Below are 16,470 nucleotides of genomic sequence, written 5' to 3' on the forward strand. Positions count from 1 at the left end.
GACCGGGATGGGTAGTAGGGGGAGGGGCTCAGCCCTTGACGCTGCCGGCGCTCAGGCCGGACTGCCAGAAGCGCTGGAGCCCGAGGAACGCGACGACGATGGGGATGATCGTGAGCAGAGAGCCCGTGATCACGAGGTTGTAGATCGGCTGCGCGCTCACGCCGGTGGCCTGCGCGTTCCACTGGTTGAGCCCGACGGTGAGCGGGTACCACGAGGGGTCGCTCAGCATGATCAGCGGGAGGAAGTAGTTGTTCCAGGTGGCGACGACCGAGAACAGCAGGACGGTCACGATCCCGGGGGCGAGGAGGCGGATCGAGATGGTGAAGAAGGTGCGGAACTCGCCCGCCCCGTCCATCCTCGCCGCTTCGAGCAGCTCGGTCGGAACCGACTCCACCGCGTAGACCCAGACCAGGTAGAGCCCGAACGGGCTGATGAGGGACGGGATGATGATCGCCCACGGCGTGTTGGTGAGGCCGAGCTGGCTGAACATGAGGAACGTCGGAACGGCGAGCGCCGTGCCGGGCACCGCGATCGCGCCGAGCACCACCGCGAACACGGCCTTGCGCCCGGTGAAGCGGAACTTCGCGAGACCATAGCCGGCGAGCGTGGCCAAGAGCGTCGCGCCTCCCGCCCCCACGACGACATAGAGGAGGGTGTTGCCGAGCCAGCGGAGGAAGATGCCGTCGCGGTAGGTGAGCGTGTCGGCGATGTTCTGGAAGAGCACGAAGTCGCCGTCGAACCAGAGGCCGAAGCTCGAGAGCAGCCCGGCCTGCGTCTTCGTCGCGTTGATGACGAGCCAGGCGAGGGGCACGAGGCTGTAAAGGATGAACACCGACATCAGCAGCGTGAACGCGACGGACTTCTTCGGGTTCACCGACGAGCCGCGGCGTGGGCGGGGCGTGCGCGGGGTGGGGGCGCGCCGAGCGGGGGTCGCGAGGGCCATCAGTTCTCCTTCCGCGCGCCACGGAGCTGCACGACGTAGGCGATCACGGCGGTGATCACTCCCATGACGATGGCGACCGTGGCCGACGCGTTGTACTGCTGACCGGCGAAGGACAGGTTGTAGGCGTACATGTTCGGCGTGAAGTAGGTGGTGATGATGTTCGGCGCGAGCGTACGGAGGATGTTGGGCTCGTTGAACAGCTGGAAGCTGCCGATGATCGAGAAGATCGTGGCGATCACGATGGCGCCGCGGAGGGCGGGGAGCTTGATCGAGGTGATGACCCGCATCTGGCCTGCTCCGTCGATCTCGGCGGCCTCGTAGAGCTCGCCAGGGACCGTCTTGAGAGCGGAGTAGAAGATCAGCATGTTGTAGCCGACGAACTCCCACGTGACGATGTTGCCGATGGAGGCGAGGATCCAGTCACGTGAGAACGGCTGGACGGCATCGGAGCCGAGGAGATCGTTCAGGTTGGCGGCGAGACCGAAGTTGTTTCCGTAGATGAAGCCCCACATGAGCACGGCGACGACGGCGGGGACGGCGTAGGGGAGGAACACGACGATGCGGAAGAACCCGGTTCCGTGGAGGCGTCCGCTGTCGATCGCGAGCGCCGCGACGAGCGCGAGCACCAGCATCACCGGCACCTGCACGACCAGGAACAGCAGGACCCGGCCGAAGCCCTCCCAGAAGTTCGGGTCGGTGAAGAGGGCGAGGTAGTTCTCGAAGCCGACGAACGAGTTTCCGCCGATGAGCTGCTCGCGGAAGAGGCTGAGGTAGATCGAGTAGACGACGGGCGCGATGAAGACGAGGACGAAGACCACGAGGAACGGAGCGACGAACGCCAGGCCCTTCCACTCGCTCTTCGCCCGAGACTTCGGGGTGGCGAGAGGAGCCGCTGGAGGCGAGACTTCGCTCAGCGGGACAGGGGGAGACGTCGTCGTCATCGGGATTCCGTTCGGGTCGCACCGGCCCGCCATGTTCACGTCAACATGGCAGAACGACACCGTAGCATGGCGACGTCTCGACCGCGACTGTCGGGCCCGGCGGGATGTCGAGCGATGCGTCATCGAGGCGCGGCCACGCGCTATAAAGGGGGTGACATGGGTATCGACACGAACCGTAGCTCGGGCACTGCACGGCCCCGACGCGGTGTGTCGATGGCCGACGTCGCCCGGCGCGCGAACGTCTCAGGGCAGACCGTCTCGCGGGTGTCCAACGGCAAGCAGAACGTGGACACGGAGACCCGAGAGCGTGTGCTCGAGGCCATGAGAGTCCTGGGCTATCGGCCCAATAGCGCCGCGAGGGCTCTACGCACCGGCCGCTTCCACAGCATCGGCGTGATCATGTTCACGCTCTCCTCCTTCGGCAACATGCGCACCCTCGACGCCATCGCCATCGCGGCGGCCGACGCGGGTTACTCGATCACCCTCATCCCCGTGTCCCACCCCACCCAGGGTGAGGTCTCGGTAGCGTTCCACCGCCTCAGCGAGGAGGCGGTGGACGGCGTGATCATCATCGTCGAGGCGCACCTGCTCGACGAGGCCGACATGGTGCTTCCGCCCGAGCTGCCCGTGGTGGTGGTCGACTCCGCGGGGGGAGAGAAGTATCCGGTCGTCGACACGGACCAGGTCGCCGGAGCGCGCCTGGCGGTGGAGCACCTCCTCGATCTCGGGCACCGAACGGTGTGGCACATCGCGGGGCCTGAACGCTCGTACTCGGCGGAGCGCCGCCGAGACGCGTGGGAGACCACGTTGCGCGCGCGGAACGCGCCGATGCCGGAGGTGCTCGTGGGCGACTGGTCGAGCGACTCCGGCCACCGCCTGGGGCGCCAGCTGGCGGCCGACCCGGAGGTGACCGCCATCTTCGCGGCGAACGACCAGATGGCGCTCGGTGTCCTGCGCGCACTGCACGAGGCCGGTCGCTCCGTGCCGGGCGACGTCAGCGTGGTCGGCTTCGACGACATGCAGGAGTCGGCGAGCTTCTGGCCGCCGCTGACGACGGTCCGGCAGTTCTTCGGCGACACGGGCCGCGGCGCCGTCGACATCCTCCTGCGCGAGCTGGAGTCGGGCGAGCGCTCGGGCGTCACCCTCGTGCCGACGACGCTCGTGGTGCGCGAGAGCACGGGGCCGGCGCGGCGCTGAGCCTCGCGGCCGCACGGAGCGATCCGCAGGCGACCAGGAGGGGGTTTTTCTCGCTTGACGGTGCTTATGCGTCACCCCTTACCGGGGGCCGATTGTTCAGAAGGGCCAGCGCGATACTGTGAGGCTCCTCACCCCCTCATTCCAAGGAGATGCCCATGTCGGTCGGCCTGCTCGCGGTCGTGGATGACATCCTGTCCGCCGCCCTGAAGGCGAGCGCGAAGACCGCCGGCGTCGTGATCGACGACGCGGCCGTGACTCCGCAATACGTGCAGGGACTCACGCCGGCGCGTGAGATCCCGGTGGTGGCGAGGATCGCGCTCGGCAGCCTCTTCAACAAGTTCGTCATCATCATCCCGCTCGCCCTGCTGCTCTCGGCCTTCGCGCCGGGGGTGCTGCCCTACCTGCTCATCGTGGGAGGCACCTTCCTCTGCTTCGAGGGCGCCGAGAAGGTCCTCGACTGGTTCGGCGTGCATCACGACAGCGGCGAGGAGGAGTCTCGGGACGAGAAGAAGCTCGTCTTCGGCGCGATCCGCACCGATCTCATCCTGAGCACCGAGATCATGCTCATCGGGCTCGACTCGCTCGACCCCGATCTCGGCATCTGGCCCACGCTCGGGGCGCTCGCGGTGGTGGCCCTCGGGATGACGCTGCTCGTCTACGGCGCCGTGGCGCTGCTGGTGAAGGTCGACGACGTCGGACTGCGGCTGATGAAGAACGCAGCCCGCGGCGTGCGTCGTGCGGGCGCGCGCATCGTCGCGTCGATGCCCAACGTCTTCCGCGCGATCAGCGTCATCGGCACGCTCGCGATGCTCTGGGTGGGGGGCCACCTCGTCATCGCGAACCTCGCCGAGACCCTCTGGCGCGCTCCCTCCGACCTCGCGCACGCCGTCGCTCACGCCGTGGAGGCCGCCGGGCCTGTCGTCGAGTGGTTCGCCGACACGGCGGTGTCGATGGTCGTCGGCCTCGTGCTCGGGCTGCTCGTCGTCGCGATCGCGAGGGGCGTCTCCGCCCTGCTGCACCGCACTCCGAGCGAGGGCTGAGCGCGCGGGAACAGGTCCCTCAACGACGTGACCGCCCCCGCCCGAGGAGGGCGGAGGCGGTCACGGGGTACAGCGGATCAGCAGCTGCGGGCCGCGTACGACGCGGGGATCACCGAGCTGACGGTCTTGCCGTCAACGGTGCCCGTCGCCGTCACGCTCACCGTGCCGGCCGCCACGGAGGCGGCGCGGGTGGTGAACGCGGCGGTCGCGTTCGATCCCGGGGCGATGCCGGTGAACTGCTTCGAGCCGTAGCTCGAGGCGATCGTCATCCCCACCGGCACGCTCGCCTTGTTGAGCGCGGTCACCGTGAGGGTGACCTTGCCGGCGATGCAGCGGGTCGAGGCGGTGACCGTCACGGCGAGGGCGGCGGGCTTCGTGAGCGTCACCGTGACCTTCGTCGTGGTGGTCTTCGAGCCGTCGGCCGAGGTGACGGCGATGGTCCCCACTCCGTCGGTGCCGGGTTGCGTGACGCGCACGGAGGCCGCCGAGTCGGTGGCGATCGCGGTGATCACCGGCATGCTGTCGCTTTCGACGGTGACCGCATAGTCGGTGCGCGTCGGCGAGAAGCCGCTCACTCCGACGCCGTTCACCCTCAGGGCGCCGAGGGTGCTGACCGCGGCGGGCGAGGCGACCGACTCGAACAGCTTCACCTCCGACACGATGAGGTGCGTGTTCGCGTAGGCGTTCATCACGACGCGGAACGCCTTCGCCGTGACCGGCGCGAACGAGGCGACGAGCGTAGGCGCCGAGCCGTCCGCCGGGGAGGCGAGAGGCTTCGCCGTCTCGTAGCCCGGGACCGAGGTCCAGGTGCCATCCGTGCTCTGGTACTGCAACTGGTAGCTCTGCGCCCAGCTGGTGCCTCCGTCGCGCAGGAACTGCACCGACACCTTCTCGACCTGATGGGTCGAGGGGAAGGCGTAGCTCAGAGTGCTCTGCGCAGCCTTGGCCCCGCTGGTCCAGTTCGACCAGGCCTTGTCGCCGTCGATGCCGTTGCGCGTGCCGTCCGGGCTGTAGCCCGGCTCCGAGAAGGTGGCCGAGGCCACGATGCCCGCATCGGGGTTGAAGTTGCGCAGGGTGCCCGCGGTGACGAGTACGGTGAGCGTGGCGGGCAGCGTGCCGGAGTCGGCGGTCGCCGTGCCCGAGATCGTCACCGAGCCGGGCGCCGAGAGCGAGGCGGTGGTGAGCGGTGTCCAGTCCCAGGTGACCGGCACCGCGAAGGTGCTGGTCGAGGCACCGACCCGGGCGGGGACGGTCGTCGGGGCCGCGGCCTTGACTCCCGCGACGCTCGCGCCGGTGGCAACCGTCAGCGACACCGGGTCGGTTGCGGTCAGTCCGCCGACGTCGACGAGCGCCGTGACCGGGACGCTCTGGCCGAACAGGTCGGTCGCGGTCCCCTTCACCTCGACGCGGCCGGCGGTGCCGTAGACCGAGTCCGCCGGGCGCTGCCAGGTCACGGCGATTGCCGCTCCCGTGCCCCACGCGTACTGCGGGGTGACGGTGGCGGGCAGGGTCGGAGCGACACCGACGGCGGTGCGGACGGCGACCGTCTGCCCGGCGTTCGGAGCCAGGTCGCGGAGCGTCCACGACTGGTTCGTGCCTCCGTTGGAGCCATACACGCCGACCGTCGTGTTCTCGGCACTCGAGGCCGAGTTGACGTCGAGCGACTGCGCGATCGACTCGTTGACCAGCGTGTAGTTCACGCCATCGGTCGTGTTCACGAACCAGCGGGTAGCGGGCATGGTCAGGGCGGAGGCGACCGACACGGAACGCAGCTCGGTCCCGGCGGTCGTCGCGCCGAGGATGCGGCCGTCGCCGTTCTCGAGGACCACCCGGCGGGTGCCCTCACGCTGGCCGACCGGCACCTCGTGCACGGTCCAGCTCTGCTTCGCGGCAGTGGCGGAGTCGGTGGCGAGGGTGGTGATCGTCGTCGCGGCGCCTGAAGGGTTGCCGGTCAGGGCCTTGCCGCTCTGGGTGCCGACGAACTGGTAGCGGTGGCCGTCACGCAGCGCGGGGGCGGAGTCGGCGACTCCCGAGACGCCGTCGATCGAGAAGGACGTGACCGACTTGGCGGGGACCGTGACCGTTGCGGTGCGCGACTGGCGGTCGATGCTCACCGCGGCCTGCTTCACGAGCGCGTTGCCGGTGGGGGCGTCGGCCGAGGATGCCTGGGTGGTCACGTAGGGGGTGACCTGCGCGCCGGAGGCGAGGGTGCCGAAGCGTGACAGGTCGAGCGTGATCGTCTGCGCGGTCGTCGCGTTGTTGGTGTGCACGACCGTCGCGCCGGTGCCGTCGCCGCGGACGGCCGCGGTGCTGGCGGTGTCGTTGGAGGGCATCAGGTGGTCGCCCTCGTGAATGAACTTGGTGAAGTTGCGGATCGTGTTGAACTTCGAGTTCGTCTGCACGCCGCAGACCGGGGCCTTGGTGGAGTCGCCACCCGCGTCGGCGACGCGACGGGCCGACTTCCAGACCTCGGCGCCGTTCTCCTGGTAGGGCTTGCAATCGAGGTCGATGTAGACGGAGCCCCAGTTGAGGTTCTCGCCCTTCGGGCTCATGTTGTAGAGGTCCTCGACGGGCTGCCAGAGCACCCACGCCTTCGGATCGAGCTCGCGGAGGTCGTCCGAGATGCGGCCGGCGATGCCGAGGCCGTTCTCGATGTTGGTCGGGTCGAAGCCCTGCACCCAGTTGCCCTCGATCTCGCTCATCCACAGGTCCTTGTCGGCCTGCTGGGCGAGGTCGCGGACCGCGAGGCGGTCGGCAGTGCCGTACGTGTGCACGTTGAGGCGGTCGACCTGCGCGCGGACGTCGGCGGGGTAGGCGGCCCAGTTCTGCTTGAAGATGCTCGGGTTGGTCTCGTCCATCGCGGCGATGCCGGCGTTGGTGCTCGAGGCTGCGAGAGCGGCGGCGACGTCGGGGATGAGGCTCGCCTGGCGGCTCGGGCCGACGTGCATGCCCTCCTGGCGTCCGCCGGTCGGGACGCCGTTGGTGAGCTGGGTGCCCCAGTAGGGCGTGTTGGGCTCGTTGAACGGGTCGAGGGAGTCGAACGAGATGCCGTACTGGTCCTCGAGATGCGAGGTGACGTTGACGAGGTACTTCGCGAACTGCGCCTCGGCGGCGGGCTTGAGCTGCTCTGCCGACGAGTCGAAGCCTCCCGAGACGTAGCCGCTCTCGGTCATGAAGTAGGGCGCGGAGTTGGCGAACGCCTCCCAGTGCGTGATCTGCTTCTCGGCGGCGAGCTTCTGCACCCACCAGCGCTGCGTCTCGTCGGCGCTCCAGTCGTACGAGGCCGGGTCGTCGGCGTTCCACTTCGACAGCAGCGTGTCGCGGTCGGCGAGGTTCGTCGACGTGCCGCCGTAAGTGGAGGCGCTGCCCGAGGGGTTGGGCTTCCAGTAGCCCTCGACCGCGCCGCCCGGGCGCAGATAGTCCTTCACATCGGAGGCGTTGCCTCCGCCGATGTTGTAGCGCGCGATGTTGAGGTCGAGGCCGTCCTGGCCGAAGACCTTCTGGTAGAGGTCCTCGCGCAGCGCTTCGGGGTAGTTGCCGGTCGCGTTGGCGAACCAGACGAGGCTGGTTCCCCAGCCCTCGAAGGCGTCACCGGCTGCGGCGGGGTTCGGGGTGATGCGGAACGCGTCCGCGGCGGTGGCCGGAGCAGCGGCCGCGGGGATCGCGAGCAGAGCTCCCGTGGCCAGGGCGGCGCTCGTGGCGAGCGCAGCGAGCCTCCTGATAGACATCGACATTGATGCAGTCTCTCTTTCGCCATCGAAATGCAGAGCTGTTCACGTGAACACGCCCTGACGGCCGACTGTACATGTTCACGTCAACAATCGGAACCCGCTCAGCGACCGAGGCCGCCCCTCAGTCGCGGTGCGTCGTCTCGGGGAAGGACTCGGGCTCGCACTGGATCGTGGCGTGCTCGATGTGGTGGCGCTCGCGGAGGATCGCGAGCACCTCCCCGAGCGCGGTCCGGTAGTCGACGTCCGGAGCGACCACGATGTGGCCGCTCGCGCTCTCCATCCCGGAGGTGATGGTCCACACGTGCAGATCGTGCAGTGCCAGGACGCCGGGAACCGCGCACAGGTCGCGCTCGATCGCGGCGAGGTCGACGTGGGCGGGCGCCGACTCCATCAGGATCGCGAGGGCCTGCCGCGTCAGCGTCCACGTGCGCGGGAGGATCAGCAGGCCGATCAGCACGCCGACGATCGGATCGATCCACGCCCACCCGGTGGTCAGCAGCACGATCGCCGCCGCGATCACGCCGACCGAGCCGAGCGCGTCGCCGAGGACCTCGAGCGAGGCTCCGCGGAGGGTGATGCTCTCTTTCGCGCCGACCGCGAGCAGGCGCAGGCTCACCAGGTTCACGAGCAGGCCGACGATCGCGGTGACCAGGAGGGGGGTGCCCGGGACTGCGGGCGGCTCGGCGAAGCGGCGTACCGCCTCCACGATCACGAACCCGGCGACACCGAACAGCAGCAGACCGTTCGCGAGCGCCGCGAGCACTTCGAGGCGGTAGGAGCCGTAGGTGCGACCCGGGGCGGACGGACGCGCGGCGAGGGAGATCGCGGCGAGCGACATCCCGAGCGCGAGCACATCGGTGCCCATGTGTGCGGCGTCCGAGAGCAGGGCGAGAGAGCCCGTGCTCGCGCCCACGACGAACTCCACGACCGTGAACGCGGCTGTGAGTGCGAAGGCGGCGAGGAGCGGGCGTCGATGCCGTCCCGCGGCCGAGCGGGGGGCGCCGTGGCTGTGATCGGATCCCATCGTCGCGCCCTCCTTACAACATCTGCACGTATGCACAGTCTTGCATGAAAGTGCGGCTGCAAGGTGCGGCGAGCCTCGCCGAGGGGCCGCTCAGACCGCGCGGTCCGAGCCCACGGGAGAGGCGTCCCACAGCTCCTCGAGCGGATCCTCGGTGTCGCGTCCGGCGAGCAGCTCGCGCTGCTGCCGCTCCGCCTCCTCCGTCGTGATCTCGCCGAGCCGGACGGAGGCACGGATCGCCGCGGTGCGGCCGCCATCGCGGGTGAGGAACGGGTCCTCAGGGCAAGCGCGGCGTACTCCGTCGCGCGCGTCGAAGGCGTTCGCGACGATGCCGGTGATCGCCGGGGTGCACGCCAGGAGCTCGAGGGCAGCCTCGTCGGCCGCGCGCCACGCGGCTCCGGAGGGGCGCCGTTCGAGGCTCACCGGTCCGTCGGTCGTCATCAGAGTGAGCCGTTCGAGTTGGGGGAGGAGGCGCAAGATGCGCTCCGCGGCGGCGAGTGCCTCGGCGGGCAGCGCCTCGACGGGGCCGGAGTACAGCGGCGCCCAGCTCTCCTCTGGGCGACGTCGGCTCTCGTTCATCGCGTCGTCCTCTCGCTCGATGCCCGGCCGTCACAGAGGGTTTCCGACCGCCTCCGACGACGGTATTGGACGGGGCCGTCCCTGTCAGGACATCCGGCGCGAACCGGACAGGATCACCCCCGCGTTGGGGGACGCGACGGCGGGGATCGGCGCTCCCGGTGGCGCACGCGGTCGTAGAAGATGGGTAAGGCTATGCTTACTTGGACTGCGAGTGGGAGGCGCTTCGCCGCGTTCCCGCCACTCTTACGACGACCTCGGGAGATCTCTGTCCGCGCACTCCCGTCGCCTCCTCGCGCTCACTCTGACGGCGCTCGCCGTCGCCGCGGCCCTCGCGGGATGCGGAGCCTCCGAGCGGGTGACGCCTGTGAGCACCGCCGCAGTGTCGGCGCATGACGCTCTGCCAGACGGATGCCGATCAGTCAACGGTCTCCTGCTCCGGGGTGGATGCGCCTTACAGTCCGAGAGACGTCCGTCCGGCGTGTGCAGCAGGAGCGCTCGGACGGGCGATGACGGGGAAGGGCGGTCGAGATGCCGAGGGACGACGCGACACCGGGGCGGTTCGCCCGATTCGTGAAGTGGGTGAACACGGCCGACGGCTGGGAGCCGGAGTATCTGCGCGGCAAGGTCATCGCCAAGAAGGACGGCGAGTGGATCGTCGCAGTCGACGGCGAGGAGCGCCGCGTGGTCAAGAAGGAGTGGAGCGTCTACCGCTGACGGTGGTGCTCGCGGGAGCGGCGCCCTGATGCGAGAGCGTGCGGATGCCTCCTGTGTTCAGCAGCCCCCTGCGTTCAGGAGCCCCAGCAAGCGCGGAGCAGCGCGGGAACGCGAGGCCAGGGCAGCGCCCCGCACGGCTACTCGAGGAGGAGGGCGTGCCCGTTGATCAGCAGGGTGTCGGCGTCGTTCGCGTCCGGGGAGCCCACGCCGCCGGTCGAGCGGCTCGACCCGTCCACGGAGTCCGAGGTTGCCGCGAGGGCGGGAGTCGCTGCCGCGGCGGTGAAGAGAAGACCGCAAGCAAGTGCGGTGATCACGGTGGTGCGGTTCATCGGCGTCGTCCTTGGCGTCGTAGCGGACCGCTTCCGGTGGAGGCGGCTAACAGGTTCCCTCGAGACTAGGCGGCCGACGCCTCCAGGGGGCTGGGTCGTTCCTATGATCCCGATAAGAGCTGCCAGCATGGCAGAGATCGCGCATGGCCATCGTGAGACGACCCTGCGGGCTGGGGCTTACGACGCGGCATTCCGTTCATAACTCAGGACGGATGCCGTATGCGGCCCGGTGCTGTCGCGGAACCCCGGTCTCCCGACGGCATCCATCCTGAGTTGTGAACGCAGCGGGGGTCAGCGGAGTCGCGCGGGAGGCTCCGCGCGCACCGCCGCGGTCGCCCGAGCGTCCACGATCAGGCTCACGACGAGCCCGACCGCCACGACCGCGATCGCGGCCCACGGGAGCGCGTCGAGCCCGCTCACATCGATCGCCACGCCGCCGACGATTGCGCCTCCGCCGATGCCGATGTTGAACGCCGTCGTCTGCAAGGCCGCGGCGAGGCTCCGCAGCCGGAACGAGGAGACCCGCAACATCCGAGTCTGCAACATTGCCGGGATACCGCCGAACGCGACGTTCCACACCACCGCGGCGACCACCACCGCGGCCGTCGCCCCGGCACCCGCTGCCAGGGCGAGCCCCGCCAACGCCAGCACGACGGCGACGCCCGCCACCATGAACCCCGCACGCGGGAAGCGGTCGGTCGTGAAACCGGCGAGGACGAGACCGACGGCCCCCGCTCCTCCAAAGGCGAAGAGCACCAGCGGCACCGTGTCGGGCGCGAAGGACGCGTTCTCGAGCCACGGCGCGATGTAGGTCGACAGTGTGTTCTGACCGATGAGCACCAGCAGGATCACCAGGCAGACGCCGAGGATGCGGGGAAGAGTGCGGTCTTTGCGGGCGGGGAGGCGGATCTCGCCCGTCTTCACCGGGATGTGATGGTTCACGGCGGGGAGGAACTTCGCGACGACGAGCGCAAGCAGCAGGACGATGCCGCCGAGGATCGCGAAGGTCGGCCGCCAGCCGAATGCGTGGCCGAGAGCCGTGCCGACCGGCACGCCAAGCACGAACGCGGCCGAGCCTCCGCCCGCTGTGATCGCCGTCGCGCGGCCGAGCTGCTCGGGAGCGACGAGGTGCGCGGAGTAGGCGGCGACGACCGCCCAGAACAGGCCGTGCGCGAGTCCACCGAGGATGCGCGCCCCGACGAGGAGGGCGAAGGTGGGCGCGAGGGCGGCGAGCACGTTGGCGACTGCGATCGTGCAGAGCGCGACCAGTACGAGGCTCTTGCGCGAGAAGCGATGGGTGAGCAGAGTCAGCGGAGTCGTGGCGATCACCACGGTCGCCGCGAAGATCGTCACGAGCTGGCCGGTGAGCGGGATGCTCACGCCCAGATCGCGCGACATGTCGGGGATGAGCCCGGTCGGCAGGAACTCGCTCGTGACCGACACGAAGATCGCGCCGGCGATCGTGAGCAGTCCGATCCAGGGGAAGGTGGGGCGTGGAGTGGGGTTCACAGTGTCCTGAGGGAGGGTGCGGTGGGAAGACGGCCATCAAGCCTCGCACGCCTACCCTGCTCGGCGCTCCCTGCCTCCGTATCGTGCGCTCCTCTGCGGCCGGCGCCCGTCAACCCTCTTGGGCGCCAGCCGCTCGCGCGGTGTGCTGGAGGCTCTCACCCCCGAGGAGCACCATGAGCGCCACCACCGTCCTCCCTATCGAGACCTACGCCGACGAGCACGGCTGGCACAACCGCATCGCCCAGGCCGAGGTCCCGTTGAGCCATCACGACTCTCGGGAGGAGGCGGAAGAGGCCGGCATCGAGATCGCGGAGCAGCGCGGCGGCGAGCACATCGTCCTCTGCTGACCTGTAGCGTCCTGTCCCGCCGTCTCGCTCGAGGTGCCAGGGCAGGCTGGCCCGAGCCGCGCCGAAGGCTCCGTCCGCCCGGGTGCACCGAGCTGGCATTTCACGGAGGGTTCGTGTGGCACGGTTGCGACGGTCGGCATCCGACTCCTAGGCTCGGAACCCCGAGGGAGAACGATCGTTCTACCGTTTTCCCCGCCCGCCAAGGAGGACTCATGCCCACTCGTACCGCCCGCACTGCCTGGAACGGCTCCCTCGAGACCGGCGAGGGCCAGGTCGAGCTCTCGAGCTCGAAGATCGGCACTTACGACGTCTCGTTCCCGAAGCGCGCCGCCGACGACGCCAACGGCGCCACCAGCCCCGAGGAGCTCCTCGGGGCCGCCCACTCCGCCTGCTACGCAATGCAGTTCTCGGCCGTCCTCGGCCAGGCCGGCGGCACCGTCGAGGCGCTCGACGTGCGCGCCGAGGTCTCGCTCGGCCCGGACCCCCAGGGCGGCTTCAAGCTGACCGGCATCGCGCTGACCGTCAGCGGCGAGGTCAGCGGCATCGACGAGGCGACGTTCCTCAAGGCTGCCGACGAGGCGAAGGCCACCTGCCCCGTCAGCAAGGCGCTCACGGGGGTCGACATCACGCTCGACGCCACTTTCGAGAGCTGAGCCTCCCCTCTCACGCAGAAGCACCCCCGTCTCACGGGGGTGCTTCTGCGTGTTCGCCGCTGTTCTGCCGAGGCTCCAGCCGCCCGACACGGCTCGTCTCGTTCACTACTCAGGATGAAACGCGATCAGCCGCTGCGGATCCGCATGAACTCGGTCCGCCTGCGGCGTTCATCCTGAATAGTGAACCGAATCAGGCATCCGCGCGGTAGCGGAACCCGGCCCCGAGGTGCTCCTCCGGCAGCCGGTCGCCACGGCCGTGCAACTTCTGGCGCAGGCTGCCCTCGACGTACTCCTCCGGGTATGCCCCGCGGCGCCGCAGCTCCGGCACGATGAACTCGACGACATCCTCGAAGGTGCCCGGCGTGATCGCGTAGGCGAGGTTGAAGCCGTCCACGTCCGTGTCCTCGACCCACTCCTGCAGGTGGTCCGCCACCTCCGAAGGCGAACCGACGATGAACGGACCGAGGCCCCCGATCGCGCCAAGCTTCGCGATGTCGCGCACCTTCCACTCCGAGCCGTCCTCGTTCGCTTCCTGGAAGTTCGCGACCGTCGACTGGATGGCGTTGCTCTTGACGTTGCCGATCGGCTCGTCGAGGTCGTACTGCGAGAGGTCGATGCCCATCCAGCCCGACATGAACACGAGCGCGCCCTCCTCGCTCGCGTACGACAGGTAGTCGCGGTGCTTGGCGTGCGCCGCCTCGCTGGTCTCCGCCGTGATGATCGTCAGCAGGGTGTAGATCTTGGCGGAGTGGCGGTCGCGGCCCGCCGCCTCCAGGGCGTCGCGGATGCGCGAGACCGTCGCCTTCAGGCCCGCCTTCGTCGAGGAGGCGACGAAGATCGCCTCCGCATTGCCTGCCGCGAAGCGGATGCCGCGCGGCGAGGCGCCGGCCTGGTAGATGACGGGCGTGCGCTGCACCGAGGGCTCCGAGAGGTGGATGCCGGGGACGGTGAAGTTCTTCCCGCGATGCCCGATCTCGTGCACTTTCGCCGGGTCGGTGAAGACGCCGGAGTCGCGGTCGCGGATGACCGCGTCGTCCTCCCACGACCCCTCCCACAGCTTGTAGAGCACCTCGAGGTACTCGTCGGCGACGTCGTAGCGGTCGTCGTGCTCGAGCTGGTCCTCGTGGCCCATGTTGCGGGCGGCGCTCGGAAGGTAGCCCGTGACGACGTTCCAGCCGATGCGGCCCTTGGTGAGGTGGTCGAGCGTCGACATGCGGCGCGCGAAAGGGTAGGGGTGCTCGTACGCGGTGCCCGCGGTGATGCCGAACCCGAGGTTCTCGGTGGCGGCCGCCATCGCCGACACCAGGAGGATCGGGTCGTTGACGGGGACCTGCGCGCCGTGGCGGATCGCGGCCTCGTTGGAGCCTCCGTAGACGTCGTAGGTGCCGAGGACGTCGGCGATGAAGATGCCGTCGAAGGTGCCCCGCTCGAGCAGCTTCGCCAGCTCGGTCCAGTACGAGAGGTCTTTGTAGCGCCACGACTGGTCCTGGGGGTGTCGCCACATGCCCGAGGACTGATGGGCGACGCAGTTCATGTCGAAGGCGTTGAAGCGGATCTGGCGGGTCATGCCGATGATCGTGCCCGAGCGATCCTGATGGCGTCCGAGTCTCCGACGCACAACGTCACATTCCGGGCCGGTCAGGCGAGCTCGCGAGCGAGGAAGCGCATGTGTTCGGCGATCTGGAAGGCCTCGCCCCCCTCGTGTCCGTTGAAGGGGTAGACGCGCATCTCGCGCGGTCCCGCATAGCGGTTGTAGGAGGCGTACACCGTCGACGGCGGGCAGATGTCGTCGAGCAGTCCCACCGAGAACATCGACGACGCCAGCGCGTAGGGAGCGAAGGAGGTGCCGTCGAAGTAGGACAGCGTGTCGAACACCCAGTCCTCCGAGCCGCGGTGCGTGCGCAGGTAGCGGGTGATCTCGCCGTAGGGCATCGTGTCGGTCAGCCGGACGGCATGCGCCATGTGGCTGAGGAACGGCACGTCCACGATTGCCGCGCGCGCCGCCGCCGCGTCGCCGAGTACCCCGAGGATGCCCGCGACCGCGAGCGCGATGCCTCCGCCCTGGCTCGCGCCCGAGACGGCGACGCGGCTCGCGTCGACTGCCGGGTGGGCGCGCAGCACGTCGAGGGCGCGCACCGCGTCCGTGAAGACGCGGCGGTAGTAGTGGTCGGCGGGTGACTCGATGCCCAGCGTCATGAAGCCGTTGGCGTGTGGCCCGCTGCCGACGGGGTCGGCGGTCGCGCCGCTGCGCCGCTCGGTGCCTTGGCCGCGGGTGTCCATGATCAGGTGCGCGTAGCCGGCGGCGGCCATGGTGGTCCACTCGTTCAGCTGGCCGCGGCCGCCTCCGTAGCCGATGAAGGTCACGAGCGCCGGGAGGGGGGTCTGTGTGTCGCGGGGCAGGATCAGCCAGCCGCGGATCGGGTGGCCTCCGAAGCCCGAGAAGGTGACGTCGAAGGTGTCGAGGAGGCGGAATCCGGCGTCGACTCGCGCGAATCGCGGCTCGGTGGCGGCGGCGCGCGCCTCGGCGATCGTGTCTCGCCAGAACGTTGCGAACCCTTCTGGTTCGGGGAGCTCGGGGGCGTAGCGCTCGAGGAGGTCGAGGGGGAGGTCGTACTGCGGCATCGCGGTCTCCTTCGCTGGGATCGTTGCCGGGGCGCGCCGACGATCGAGGCTACCCGCCGCGATGCGGGACCTGGATGCGGCGTGGGAGAACGGGTCGCGGAGGAATGCCTCCCCGCCTCGAGCGTTCTCCTGGTGCATGACGATCTACGGAATCATCGGAGCAGGACACATCGGCAGCCAGATCGCGCGAGCGGTCATCGCCCTCGGAGACGAGGTGGTCATCGCGAACTCGCGGGGGCCAGAGACCCTCGGGGATCTCATCGCGGAGCTCGGCCCGAAGGCTCGCGCGGCGACGGCCGACGAGGCGGCGGAGGCGGCCGAGGTCGCGGTCGTGACTGTTCCGCTCGCGGCGCTCGACCGGGTTCCGGTCGAGCCGCTCCGCGGGAAGATCGTGCTCGACACCAACAACTACTACTTCGAGCGCGACGGCCGCATCGAGGCTCTCGACAAGGGTGAGACCACCACGAGTGAGATGCTGCAGCAGCACCTCCCGGAGTCGAAGGTCGTCAAGGCCTTCAACCACATCATGGCCGCCGACATCACGACGACCGGTTCGCCGGCAGGTACCCCCGGCCGGCGCGCGCTGGCGACGTCGAGCGACTACCCGGAGGCGATCCACTTCGTGACCGACCTCTACGACCGGCTGGGCTTCGACACCGTCGCGATCGCTCCGTTGAGCGAGTCGTGGCGCGTCGAGCGCGACCGTCCGGCCTACGTCGTGCGCCAGAACCGCGACGAGCTCGAGGCAAACCTCGCGAAGGCTCCGCGCACGGTGTGAGCCGGGCGCCCTGTGGGCGAGGAGGGGAGCGGTGCCGCGGAGGCGCTGCTCCCTTCTGGGTGACGG

The 16,470-nt window shown here is 69.4% G+C and carries 15 protein-coding genes; 6 read left to right on the forward strand and 9 right to left on the reverse strand.

Annotated elements, in window-relative coordinates; translation table 11 throughout:
* Positions 1 to 28 precede the first annotated feature (28 nt).
* Positions 29 to 943: a carbohydrate ABC transporter permease gene (locus ITJ45_RS01325; RefSeq protein WP_194607051.1), complete on the reverse strand. Its 915-nt coding sequence runs from the start codon at positions 941 to 943 to the stop codon at positions 29 to 31.
* Positions 943 to 1,884, reverse strand: coding sequence for a carbohydrate ABC transporter permease (locus ITJ45_RS01330; protein WP_194607052.1), 942 nt, complete (start codon positions 1,882 to 1,884; stop codon positions 943 to 945). Before ITJ45_RS01330 ends, ITJ45_RS01325 begins: the two co-directional genes overlap by 1 nt.
* A gap of 156 nt (positions 1,885 to 2,040) precedes the next feature.
* Between ITJ45_RS01330 and ITJ45_RS01335 the strand changes: the two genes are divergently transcribed.
* A complete protein-coding gene (locus tag ITJ45_RS01335; RefSeq protein WP_194607053.1) occupies positions 2,041 to 3,081 on the forward strand; it encodes a LacI family DNA-binding transcriptional regulator in 1,041 nt (346 codons plus the stop codon).
* Between the two features lie 155 nt (positions 3,082 to 3,236).
* Positions 3,237 to 4,121: a DUF808 family protein gene (locus tag ITJ45_RS01340; protein ID WP_194607054.1), complete on the forward strand. Its 885-nt coding sequence runs from the start codon at positions 3,237 to 3,239 to the stop codon at positions 4,119 to 4,121.
* 77 nt (positions 4,122 to 4,198) lie between these two features.
* Here ITJ45_RS01340 and ITJ45_RS01345 read toward each other — a convergent pair whose 3' ends face one another.
* The 3 genes from ITJ45_RS01345 to ITJ45_RS01355 all read right to left on the reverse strand — a co-directional run bounded on the left by ITJ45_RS01345 (position 4,199) and on the right by ITJ45_RS01355 (position 9,452).
* The gene (locus ITJ45_RS01345; protein ID WP_228493398.1) at positions 4,199 to 7,855 is read right to left on the reverse strand and encodes an Ig-like domain-containing protein; all 3,657 of its coding nucleotides are present in this window, start codon (positions 7,853 to 7,855) and stop codon (positions 4,199 to 4,201) included.
* A 118-nt stretch (positions 7,856 to 7,973) separates the two neighbouring features.
* Positions 7,974 to 8,876 (reverse strand): cation diffusion facilitator family transporter, encoded by a 903-nt coding sequence (locus tag ITJ45_RS01350; protein WP_194607055.1) that lies wholly within the window; start codon positions 8,874 to 8,876, stop codon positions 7,974 to 7,976.
* A gap of 90 nt (positions 8,877 to 8,966) precedes the next feature.
* Entirely contained in the window at positions 8,967 to 9,452 is a 486-nt protein-coding gene (locus ITJ45_RS01355; protein ID WP_194607056.1) for a hypothetical protein, read from the reverse strand.
* A 528-nt stretch (positions 9,453 to 9,980) separates the two neighbouring features.
* On the opposite strand from ITJ45_RS01355, the gene ITJ45_RS01360 reads away from it, so the two are divergent.
* Positions 9,981 to 10,166 (forward strand): hypothetical protein, encoded by a 186-nt coding sequence (locus tag ITJ45_RS01360; RefSeq protein ID WP_194607057.1) that lies wholly within the window; start codon positions 9,981 to 9,983, stop codon positions 10,164 to 10,166.
* Between the two features lie 137 nt (positions 10,167 to 10,303).
* Here ITJ45_RS01360 and ITJ45_RS01365 read toward each other — a convergent pair whose 3' ends face one another.
* On the reverse strand, positions 10,304 to 10,495 hold the full coding sequence (locus ITJ45_RS01365; protein WP_194607058.1) for a hypothetical protein: 192 nt from the start codon (positions 10,493 to 10,495) through the stop codon (positions 10,304 to 10,306).
* Positions 10,496 to 10,786: 291 nt separating this feature from the next.
* A complete protein-coding gene (locus ITJ45_RS01370; RefSeq protein ID WP_194607059.1) occupies positions 10,787 to 12,004 on the reverse strand; it encodes an MFS transporter in 1,218 nt (405 codons plus the stop codon).
* A gap of 173 nt (positions 12,005 to 12,177) precedes the next feature.
* On the opposite strand from ITJ45_RS01370, the gene ITJ45_RS01375 reads away from it, so the two are divergent.
* Together ITJ45_RS01375 and ITJ45_RS01380 are read left to right on the forward strand one after the other, a co-directional pair.
* Positions 12,178 to 12,351: a DUF2188 domain-containing protein gene (locus ITJ45_RS01375; RefSeq protein ID WP_194607060.1), complete on the forward strand. Its 174-nt coding sequence runs from the start codon at positions 12,178 to 12,180 to the stop codon at positions 12,349 to 12,351.
* Positions 12,352 to 12,563: 212 nt separating this feature from the next.
* Positions 12,564 to 13,004: an OsmC family peroxiredoxin gene (locus tag ITJ45_RS01380; RefSeq protein ID WP_194607061.1), complete on the forward strand. Its 441-nt coding sequence runs from the start codon at positions 12,564 to 12,566 to the stop codon at positions 13,002 to 13,004.
* A gap of 190 nt (positions 13,005 to 13,194) precedes the next feature.
* Here ITJ45_RS01380 and ITJ45_RS01385 read toward each other — a convergent pair whose 3' ends face one another.
* Positions 13,195 to 14,571, reverse strand: a complete 1,377-nt coding sequence (locus ITJ45_RS01385; protein WP_194607062.1) for an LLM class flavin-dependent oxidoreductase — start codon at positions 14,569 to 14,571, stop codon at positions 13,195 to 13,197.
* A gap of 71 nt (positions 14,572 to 14,642) precedes the next feature.
* Complete coding sequence (locus ITJ45_RS01390) at positions 14,643 to 15,626, reverse strand: acetylxylan esterase (RefSeq protein WP_194607063.1); 984 nt, start codon at positions 15,624 to 15,626, stop codon at positions 14,643 to 14,645.
* A 136-nt stretch (positions 15,627 to 15,762) separates the two neighbouring features.
* Between ITJ45_RS01390 and ITJ45_RS01395 the strand changes: the two genes are divergently transcribed.
* Positions 15,763 to 16,404: an NADPH-dependent F420 reductase gene (locus ITJ45_RS01395; RefSeq protein WP_194607064.1), complete on the forward strand. Its 642-nt coding sequence runs from the start codon at positions 15,763 to 15,765 to the stop codon at positions 16,402 to 16,404.
* Positions 16,405 to 16,470: the final 66 nt, after the last annotated feature.

The sequence above is a fragment of the Rathayibacter sp. VKM Ac-2879 genome, assembly GCF_015351245.1.
GTDB lineage: Bacteria > Actinomycetota > Actinomycetes > Actinomycetales > Microbacteriaceae > Rathayibacter.

What these genes read in the sequence shown, in the direction of transcription:
- ITJ45_RS01385 (WP_194607062.1), bottom strand. Translation starts at nt 14,571, where the DNA reads ATGACCCGCCAGATCCGCTTCAACGCCTTCGACATGAACTGCGTCGCC.
- ITJ45_RS01325 (WP_194607051.1), bottom strand. Translation starts at nt 943, where the DNA reads ATGGCCCTCGCGACCCCCGCTCGGCGCGCCCCCACCCCGCGCACGCCC.
- ITJ45_RS01335 (WP_194607053.1), top strand. Translation starts at nt 2,041, where the DNA reads ATGGGTATCGACACGAACCGTAGCTCGGGCACTGCACGGCCCCGACGC.
- ITJ45_RS01375 (WP_194607060.1), top strand. Translation starts at nt 12,178, where the DNA reads ATGAGCGCCACCACCGTCCTCCCTATCGAGACCTACGCCGACGAGCAC.
- ITJ45_RS01355 (WP_194607056.1), bottom strand. Translation starts at nt 9,452, where the DNA reads ATGAACGAGAGCCGACGTCGCCCAGAGGAGAGCTGGGCGCCGCTGTAC.
- ITJ45_RS01390 (WP_194607063.1), bottom strand. Translation starts at nt 15,626, where the DNA reads ATGCCGCAGTACGACCTCCCCCTCGACCTCCTCGAGCGCTACGCCCCC.
- ITJ45_RS01360 (WP_194607057.1), top strand. Translation starts at nt 9,981, where the DNA reads ATGCCGAGGGACGACGCGACACCGGGGCGGTTCGCCCGATTCGTGAAG.
- ITJ45_RS01395 (WP_194607064.1), top strand. Translation starts at nt 15,763, where the DNA reads ATGACGATCTACGGAATCATCGGAGCAGGACACATCGGCAGCCAGATC.
- ITJ45_RS01350 (WP_194607055.1), bottom strand. Translation starts at nt 8,876, where the DNA reads ATGGGATCCGATCACAGCCACGGCGCCCCCCGCTCGGCCGCGGGACGG.
- ITJ45_RS01380 (WP_194607061.1), top strand. Translation starts at nt 12,564, where the DNA reads ATGCCCACTCGTACCGCCCGCACTGCCTGGAACGGCTCCCTCGAGACC.
- ITJ45_RS01340 (WP_194607054.1), top strand. Translation starts at nt 3,237, where the DNA reads ATGTCGGTCGGCCTGCTCGCGGTCGTGGATGACATCCTGTCCGCCGCC.
- ITJ45_RS01330 (WP_194607052.1), bottom strand. Translation starts at nt 1,884, where the DNA reads ATGACGACGACGTCTCCCCCTGTCCCGCTGAGCGAAGTCTCGCCTCCA.
- ITJ45_RS01365 (WP_194607058.1), bottom strand. Translation starts at nt 10,495, where the DNA reads ATGAACCGCACCACCGTGATCACCGCACTTGCTTGCGGTCTTCTCTTC.
- ITJ45_RS01345 (WP_228493398.1), bottom strand. Translation starts at nt 7,855, where the DNA reads ATGTCGATGTCTATCAGGAGGCTCGCTGCGCTCGCCACGAGCGCCGCC.